At 58.8% G+C, this 7,147-nt stretch carries 5 protein-coding genes and 1 pseudogene; 2 read left to right on the top strand and 4 right to left on the bottom strand.

The window, feature by feature from the left end:
• Together V6C16_RS05820 and V6C16_RS05815 are read left to right on the top strand one after the other, a co-directional pair.
• Positions 1 to 278, top strand: a 278-nt coding sequence (locus tag V6C16_RS05820) for an SPOR domain-containing protein (protein WP_333542878.1), incomplete at its 5' end; no start/stop codon positions are given.
• Between the two features lie 406 nt (positions 279 to 684).
• Complete coding sequence (locus tag V6C16_RS05815) at positions 685 to 2,796, top strand: methyl-accepting chemotaxis protein (RefSeq protein WP_333542877.1); 2,112 nt, start codon at positions 685 to 687, stop codon at positions 2,794 to 2,796.
• A gap of 97 nt (positions 2,797 to 2,893) precedes the next feature.
• Here V6C16_RS05815 and prfA read toward each other — a convergent pair whose 3' ends face one another.
• From prfA to V6C16_RS05795, 4 genes and pseudogenes are all read right to left on the bottom strand, one after another.
• Positions 2,894 to 3,961, bottom strand: a complete 1,068-nt coding sequence (gene prfA, locus V6C16_RS05810; protein WP_333535628.1) for a peptide chain release factor 1 — start codon at positions 3,959 to 3,961, stop codon at positions 2,894 to 2,896.
• A 327-nt stretch (positions 3,962 to 4,288) separates the two neighbouring features.
• Entirely contained in the window at positions 4,289 to 5,203 is a 915-nt protein-coding gene (locus V6C16_RS05805) for a DUF1385 domain-containing protein (protein WP_442886185.1), read from the bottom strand.
• Between the two features lie 142 nt (positions 5,204 to 5,345).
• Positions 5,346 to 5,558 (bottom strand): 50S ribosomal protein L31, encoded by a 213-nt coding sequence (gene rpmE, locus V6C16_RS05800; protein ID WP_333535629.1) that lies wholly within the window; start codon positions 5,556 to 5,558, stop codon positions 5,346 to 5,348.
• A 1,181-nt stretch (positions 5,559 to 6,739) separates the two neighbouring features.
• A pseudogene (locus V6C16_RS05795) lies at positions 6,740 to 7,147 on the bottom strand ([FeFe] hydrogenase H-cluster radical SAM maturase HydG); the annotation flags it as partial.

The following is a 7,147-nucleotide window of genomic DNA, read 5'->3' as shown; positions in this document are numbered from 1 at the left end:
GGGTGCGCATCCAGAGCCTGGGCGGCGTGCCGCAACTGCGCGACGACGGCGACTTTACAGGGGCCTACTATGTACAGGTGGGGGCTTTCGCCAACAAGGACAATGCCGACCGCCTGACGCGGACCCTGGCCAAGGCCGGACACAAGAGCCGCATACGCTACGGCAGCAACAATATGTGGAACGTGCAGGCCGGGCCGTGGCCGGATTCGTTCGGCGCGCAAAAGCAGCTTGAGATTTTCAGCATCCTGTATCCCGGTTCATTTGTCGTGGGTGATTAGCGCAGCAGAACCTTGAATATATACACCCTCAAAGCTCCAGAACCTCACTACGGCGCGGAACGGCGTGCGCAAAAGCGCCCACGCTTTCATGGCGGCCGCCTGCTCACCCAGCAGTCCGGGCTGCTTCAAAGCGAAACGGCATCACGCCTTTGCCCGCAGAACCCCGTCGCACCGCCCTCTTGCCACAGCGCCACATGCCAACACCGCGGCTTTGCCGCGTTACCCAGCCTTGAGTCTGGCGGTGCGCCCTGCGCACCTTATTTTCTATTGACCCCCCATGCTCTTTTCCCCATTATGCCGATAAGCGTAATATTCGGTAAAGAGGGGAAGGCCTTTCTTGTGGCCAAAAACAGTTTGCGGCACGCGCCGACGACGTTGCCGGACATCAAATCCTCGGGGGCGGGGTATGCTCAAAAACATTCGCGTGCGGACAAAGCTTGTGGTTCTCCTTGCACTGCCGCTGCTGGCTTTGCTTGTTCTGTCCGTCAACAATGCCCTTACCGCCTATGCTCAATACCGGGCCATGACCTCGGTGACGGAAAGCGTGGCACTCTCCTCAGCAGGGGGCAACCTGATTCACGAACTGCAAAAAGAACGCGGCCTTTCCGCAGGTTTTACGGGCAGCAAGGGAACGGCCTTTGCGCGGGAACTGCGCGAACAGCGCGGCGCCACCAGATCCGCCCGCGCGGAACTGGAAAAAAAGATCGCCTCTCTGGGTTCGGCGGAGGCCGTCGTTGCCGTAAAGAAATCCTTTGCCCCGTTGTTTGTCCGGCTTGATGCCCTTGATGCCCTGGCAGCCCGCATTGATTCGCTGTCCGTACCCGCCGGGGATATCATCACTGAGTATTCCGGAACCGTGGAACAACTGCAAACGGCCTTGCAGGTGGTTTTGCAGTTCAGCGAAAACCTGACCGTCTACATGCAGGCCGTGCAGTATTTTGACCTTGTGGCCGCCAAGGAATTTACCGGTCAGGAGCGCGCCACCCTCAACGCGGCCCTTTCGGCCGGCACGTTTACCAAGCCGCTGTACAAGGCATGGCTTGAGCGCGTGGCCCTGCAAAACGAATTTCTAAAGCGGTCGCTGGCGCAGGCCAGCCCCGCAGTGGCCCGGGTGTACGCCCAGCAGGCGGCTCCCCTGCGTGAAAAGGTGGAAAAACTCCGCCAACTGGCCCTGGACAGCGCGGATGCGGCCCGGCTTGAGGGCGATTCCCAAACATGGTTCGCCGCATCCACAGCCTTTATTGATGCCCTGCACCAGGTAGAAACAGCCATGAGCGCCGCGTTGGGTTCTCTGGCCGCCAGCCTGGCAACGCAGGCGCGCAATGATTTTTACGTCACAACAGGCAGTGCCGTTGCCATACTTTTGGCAACCCTGCTGCTGGCCTGGCGCATTGTGCTGGACATCACCGTTCCCCTGCGCCGCACCGTGGACTTTGCCCAGCAGGTGGCAAACGGCGAACTGCACGCCGAACTGGTCATGGTCAGAAACGACGAGTTCGCCACCCTGACCAAGGCCCTTAACGGCATGCTGGCCGCCATAAAAAACATGATCGCCACCGCCGACGCCGCCACGGCCACAGCGCAGGAAGAAACCGAAAAAGCCCGTCAGGCCACAGCGGAATCCGTGGAGGCCCGCAAGCAGGCCGAACAGGCCCGGCGGGACGGCATGGTCATGGCTGCGGACCGCATCAGCGAGGCGGTGACGGTGCTGTCTTCCGTATCGCAGGAAATCTCCGTCCATCTGCTCCAGGCCGACAAAGACGCCCACCACCAGTCTGACCGCCTTGCTTCCGCGGCTGTCGCTATGGAGGAAATGAACGCCACCGTTCTGGAAGTCGCCAGAAACAGCTCCGATGCCGAGCACATCGCCGGCAACGCCAGAGAAGAGGCCCAGAACGGCGCGGCCCAGGTTACGGCCGTAGAGCGCCGCATCAGCAAGGTGCAGGAAGACACCAGCGAACTGAAAGCCGCCATGGGCCGACTGGGCACGCGCATGCAGGATATCGACAAGGTAATGACCGTTATTTCGGACATCGCTGACCAGACCAACCTGCTGGCGCTCAACGCAGCCATTGAGGCGGCCCGTGCCGGTGAAGCCGGACGTGGTTTTGCCGTGGTGGCCGATGAAGTGCGCAAGCTGGCGGAAAAAACCATGGGCGCCACCAAGGAGGTGGCGGCGGTGCTTTCCGGCATTCAGGAAGAAAGCAGAATAAATGCCAGCACCGTGGACGCCACCGTGGCCGACATGGCCGCCGCCACGGAGCTTGCCAAAACATCGGGAGTGGCCCTGCAAGCCATCGTTGACCTGTCGGACAGAACCAGGGACCAGATCAGTTCCATTGCCACAGCCTCGGCAGAGCAGTCCGCCACCAGCGAGGAAATCAACAGGAGCATTGAAGACGTGAACCGCATTGCCGTGCAGACGGCGGCCAGCATGGCGCAGTCCACCACAAGGATCCGCGCGCTGCTGGAACAGACCACGGCTTTGGAACGCCTTATTGAAACCCTGCGCGCCTGACGGCATCCCCCAAGGCTCTGCACAGCGTTTCTTCAGACAGAAAAACAGCCCGCCTAGGCGGGCTGTTTGCATGCAGACAGATTTTTTTCAACAGGCCCTACTCGGCCTGGGCCTTGAGGGCTTCGGCCTGGGCGGCCGTGCCAAGGGCTTCCACCAGCGATTCAAGCTCGCCTTCCATAATCCTGTCCAGAGAATACAGGGTCAGGTTTATGCGGTGGTCTGTGCAGCGGCCCTGCGGGAAATTGTAGGTGCGGATGCGCTCCGACCGGTCGCCGGAGCCGACCTGCGCCTTGCGGTCCGCCGAAAGTTCGGAATTCTGGCGTTCACGTTCGGCGGCAAGGATACGCGAGGCAAGCACCTTCATGGCACGGGCCTTGTTTTTATGCTGCGAGCGTTCGTCCTGACAGGTCACCACGGTATTGGTGGGCAGGTGGGTGATGCGCACCGCCGATTCCGTCTTGTTGACGTGCTGGCCGCCCGCACCGGAGGCCCGGTAAATATCAATGCGCAGGTCGTCGGGGCGGATTTCCACGTCCACTTCTTCGGCTTCGGGCATGACAGCCACGGTGGCGGCAGAAGTATGAATGCGGCCTTGCGCCTCAGTGGCCGGCACGCGCTGCACACGGTGGGTTCCCGCCTCAAACTTGAGGTGGCTGTATACACGGTCGCCAGCGATAAGGCAGATGACTTCCTTGTAGCCGCCGTTTTCGGAAGGGGACTCACTCATGATCTCCACCTTCCAGTTTTTAAGCTCGGCATAGCGCGTATACATGCGGAAAAGATCCGCCGCAAACAGGGCAGCCTCTTCGCCACCCGTACCGGCGCGGATTTCAAGAATGGTATTTTTTTCGTCCAGAGGGTCGCTGGGCAGCAGCATAACCTTCAGCTCATGCTCAAGACCCGGCAACTGGGCTTCGCCCCGGTGCACTTCTTCCTGCGCCATGGCGCGGATTTCGGGGTCTTCGTCATGCAGCAGCTGCCTGTTTTCGGCCAGTTCTTCGCTCAGCGCGCGATGACGGCGAAAAAGCTCCACCACATCGCTCAGATCGGCGTGGGCTTTGGTCAGCTTGCGGTACTGGTCCTGATCATTGAAAACATCAGGCTGGGCAAGGGCCTCTTCAAGCTCCAGATATTTCTTTTCCAGACCTTCCAATTTGGCGAACATAAAAGTCTCCGACTGGCAGTGGACAAAAACAATTCATGCGGCGACGAACCGCCCCAACCGCACAGGCAGGACGCTTTCGCGAGGGTGTCATATTTTCAATATATTCCGGCGCAGGGCCGGCCTTGTGGCCCGCGCGGACGGCGGCCATGCGCTGACTTTTCAGAGCAGTTTCACTTTGAAAACGCTCTGGCGACTGCGTGGGCAAGCTCAATGTATTTGCGCTGTTACGCGCCGAAGCAATCGTGCCTTGAACTTTGAAAATGTCCATTCGCAAAGCTGATCTGCTCTAAACCGAACCGCGCGGCAGCCGCTTTGCAGCGGCACTGGCTATTGCCTGTCGTAGGGTACGGCATGCACCCGCTCTCCGCCTTCAGGACCCAACGCCTCACGCAGGGCAACCACCGCCACCTCAAGCTGGCTTTCGTCAGGCTCATAGGTGGTCAGTTTTTGCAAGGCCAGGCCCGGCGCGCGTAACACATGGGCCAACGGCCCTTCGGGCAAACGCGCGGCATAGCGGATAAGCTCATACGCCAGGGCGCTGATGGGCGCCATGAGCAACAGCTTGAAAAATATGGTCAATGCATGCTTGGCAACGGCGCTTTGCGGCGTATGCAGGGCCAGCAGCACGGGTACGAGCACTGCGTGCAGCACAATGGATATGCAGATGACGAAAAGCAGAAATGTCGTGCCGCAACGTGGATGCAAACGGCTCATGCGGGCAGCGTGTGCCGCGTCAACCCGGCCTCCGGATTCGAAGGCGTGTATGGTTTTGTGTTCGGCCCCGTGATACTGAAAAACCCGACGGATATCAGGCACATACGAAATAGCCTTGATATAGCCCATAAAAATGCAGCACTTGAAAAAGCCGTCCCACAAATGGAAGCTCAAGCCTTCCACATCACCGCCCAGATGCAGCCACAGCATAAGCAGCGACATCAGATGCGGCACAACCACAAAAAGGCCGATAGCCATAAGCAGGGCTGCCGCAAGCGTCAGCACCAGATGCCAGCCTGAAATTTCCTCTTCCTGCCCCTGGGCCACGGCCTCCACAGAGCGATTAAGCGCCTTGATGCCATTAACCAGTGTTTCAAGCAGAATGGGAAAGCCCCGCAGAAAAGGCTTTTTGAGCCAGGGGCGGCGCAGCAGCGAAAACCACGGCAGACGACGGGCGAGAATGCTCCCGTCCGCCTGACGCACGGCAAGGCCATAGGCATCGCCGTTGCGCATCATCACGCCTTCCATGACGGCCTGTCCGCCAACCGTAGGGCAAGCCGACGTCAAAGCACAAAGCGCCATCGTGACCCACCGGGGCTTTGCCCCTGCGGCCTTGCGTGGCGCTCCCTGCCGTGCGTCGCTCATGTGCGGCATGGTCTGCCGCCCGCGATTACTTCTGCTCAAACTTGGCGTACTTTTTACGGAAGCGGTCAATGCGGCCAGCCGTGTCAAGGAAGCGCTGCTTGCCGGTGAAAAACGGATGGCAAGCGGAGCACACTTCCACGTTCACCTGCTCACCCTTGGTGGAGAGCACGTTTTCTTCATTACCGCAAGCGCAGGTGATGGTGGCGTTGAACACTTTGGGATGGATATCTTTTTTCATGACAGCTACCTCATGGAACGCGGCATAATCCGGCAGAATCACCGCCGGACGCCCGCGCGTTTTTCCTCTGGCGCGAAAACATATCGCACAAGGGCAAGCTATATAGCGCTTCTTTAAACCTTTGGCAAGGGGAAAGCACAAAGGAAAACCATGCCGCAGAAAACAGGGCCGCAGAAACCTGCCGGCAGCGTCCCGTTTTGCAGAAAATCATGCCCTGCGCGGGCAAACACTGCCGCCGCGCGCGCCCGGCCGTTTGTGAACACGGGCATGCCCGCACAAAGCCCCACGCCTGTTCAGGCATGGCATACTGCGGTCTCTTTCAAGCTGTATCGTCCAAAGCCATGCGCCCGCTAGAGCAGATTAACTTTGAGAATATACATTCTCAAAGTTTAAGGCACGCTCACTTCGGCGTTTAACCGCGCAGATAAACTGCGCTTACGCCTCCGTAGCGAACGTCTGCTCACGCAGCCGTCCGAGCAATTTAAAAGTTAAATTGCTCTAGAGCATTTAACACTTGAAATGCTCGCGACGGCGGGCAAAAGCCTGCCTGCTCGCATTTCGTGGCAAGGATCTTCCTGAAAATCCTTGCAGAGCAGTTAACTCACTTCATTCGTAAGCTGCTCTGGAGCATTTTCACTTTGAGAATTTGCATTCCCAAAGGTTTAAGACGCTCACTAGAGCAATTTCACTTTGAAATTGCTCTGGCGGCTGCGTGAGCAGTCGCCCGCCGCGAAGGCGTAAGCGCAATTTATTTGCGCGGTTAAACGCCGAAGAGAGCGTGTCTTAAACTTTGAAAATGTACATTTTCAAAGTTAATCTGCTCTAGGACGCTTGCCAGCAAATAGCGTACGCTTGCGCCTTCGTGCCGCACTCCCGCTTTCGCGGCCGTGCGAGCAGTTTTAAAGCAAAATTACTCTAAAATAAACCTTTTACAACACTTACCCCGCCCCAGCGTCCGCGTCAAATATCCTGACAAAATGACAAAACACCGGCAAAGCGCCCTGCGGGCGGGCGGCAGCAAATTCCGTGAAAAAACTGTCGCTCCCACGACAAGGCAATACGCCGGAAAAAGCGCAGCCCCATGCAAAGCGTCCAGCTTTTCAAGGCTGGACGCTTTGCAAAAGGCCCCGGGCTGCCATGCGGCAGCCCGCAACAATCGCAACACCTGCGGCGGGATGCCGTCAGATGAATTCGTCCATACAGCCCGCCCGCACCTTCTTGAGCAGGCGGTCTGCCGCGCCGCGCTCGTGAATGGGCATCCTGTCCAGCTTTTCCTTCAAAAGGCGCTCGCCCATCACGCGGGTATAGGGGGTGGCGTAATGCAACAGAAATTCCATAAACGACGCCGCGGAGTTCGGCCCGCACTGGCCCTTGATGCCGCACTCGCGTACCATAGAGACGAACTCCTCACCCCTGCGCCCCAGGCGTGGACAGGCCGCGCAAAACGACGGCAGATGCCGCGCCTCTTCAAGCAGGAAACGCACCACCTCATCCACATGGCAGTCTTCGCCGCAGGGAAAAGGAACCTGCTGGCCGGCGGCGGTAAACCAGCCGTCATAGGGGTTCGCCACGCTGCCCGTGAGCAGTTG

Origin of the sequence: Desulfovibrio sp. 1188_IL3213 (assembly GCF_036763145.1) — a bacterium.
Lineage (GTDB): Bacteria > Desulfobacterota > Desulfovibrionia > Desulfovibrionales > Desulfovibrionaceae > Desulfovibrio.
This window is presented reverse-complemented; position numbering and strand designations above follow the sequence as displayed.